Raw genomic sequence first — 1350 nt, forward strand, 5'->3', positions numbered from 1 at the left:
GTGAGACGGTGTGGGTTGTGGTGATCAACCCGTCTACCAGGGGCTTCTCTGCGTCCAAAGGGAATCCATCAACTCGCGATCATGCTGTGATCAACCAGCCCGCCCGAGGATGAAAAAGGGTCCTTGATGATGCTTTTCCGGGCAATTCGGTCGAAGAAGTCTTTTCGCGCGAGATCGGCCGCAACACCCTCGACAGGTGGTACAGGACCTCCCAGGTGCCAATTCTCGTTACCGATGAAATCTCGGTACCGGCGCATGGAGGATTCTTCGAGGAGGGCGACAACTGGGAAGCGTACTGCACATCGGTAGCTGCGGAATGGCTGACTGAACTCTTCAAACAGCATGGCACCGATCTCTTCAGCGCCAATGTGCGGGACTATCTCGGCAGCATCAACCGTGACGTTAATATAAACAACAACATCAAAACGACAGCTGAAGCGAGTCCGGATCGCTTCTTTGCATACAACAATGGGCTAACTGCGCTCGTCAATGAGTTCGTCCACCCAGAATCACCTTCGGATGACTTCGGCATTCGTGGCCTCTCGATCGTCAATGGCGCGCAGACCACAGGCGCGCTAGCCAATAGCTCGGCGACTGCCGTGTCGCTCGCAAAGGCCCGAGTGATGATTCGCTTCGTGAAGTGCAGCGATCAGCGAGTAATCCAGGAGATCATTCAGTTCAACAACAGTCAGAATAAGATCGAGGCCGCTGACTTCAGAAGCAATGACAAGACTCAGGATCAATTGAGGCGCCAGTTCAAGGACATCCCCGAGGCAGAGTACAAGGGGGCACGAAGGGGCAGCGAGAAAGACGTCATAGAACGCCGCCCCAATCTCATCGCCACACAAACGGCCGCCCAAGCCATCGCGGCCTTTCACGGGAAACCCAGCATCGCCTACAACGAGACCAAACGTATCTGGTCTTCGGACGAGGTGTATTCACAAGTATTTCCAGAATACATATCCGCTCGCCACGTCGTTTTTTGCTACTCGCTCTTGAAGGCTATAGAAGAAGCCAAGCTCACGCTTATGAGCGTACCTGCTGCCCAGCGAACGGACAGCCAGAAGAAGCAGCTGGCCTTCTTCCAAAGGCGGGGGTCGATAGTTTTGATGACCACCGCTGTAGCATCTTGCCTCGAATCTATCCTCGGACGGCGGATTCAAGATGTATGGCGACTCCGGTATGGGTCCAACCTGAGCCCTCGTGAAGCTATTGCAGCATGGCGACCAGGGCTGAATGCGTTCTCAGATGTTGAGACCGAGTGCGATGAGTGGGTGGGTGAAGTCGTCGCGTGCCCAGCGGGTGGCTTCGGCGATGTTGGTGAAGCCGAGCAGGCGTAGTGCGCCGATG

The 1350-nt window shown here is 55.3% G+C and carries 1 protein-coding gene; it reads left to right on the forward strand.

Translation table 11 applies throughout. From position 1 onward, the window contains the following. Window positions 1-215 precede the first annotated feature (215 nt). Entirely contained in the window at window positions 216-1340 is a 1125-nt protein-coding gene (locus tag SM611_RS37585; protein ID WP_371955171.1) for an AIPR family protein, read from the forward strand. Window positions 1341-1350 lie beyond the last annotated feature (10 nt).

Source organism: Actinomadura monticuli (assembly GCF_041463655.1).
In the GTDB taxonomy this organism is placed as follows: domain Bacteria; phylum Actinomycetota; class Actinomycetes; order Streptosporangiales; family Streptosporangiaceae; genus Spirillospora; species Spirillospora monticuli.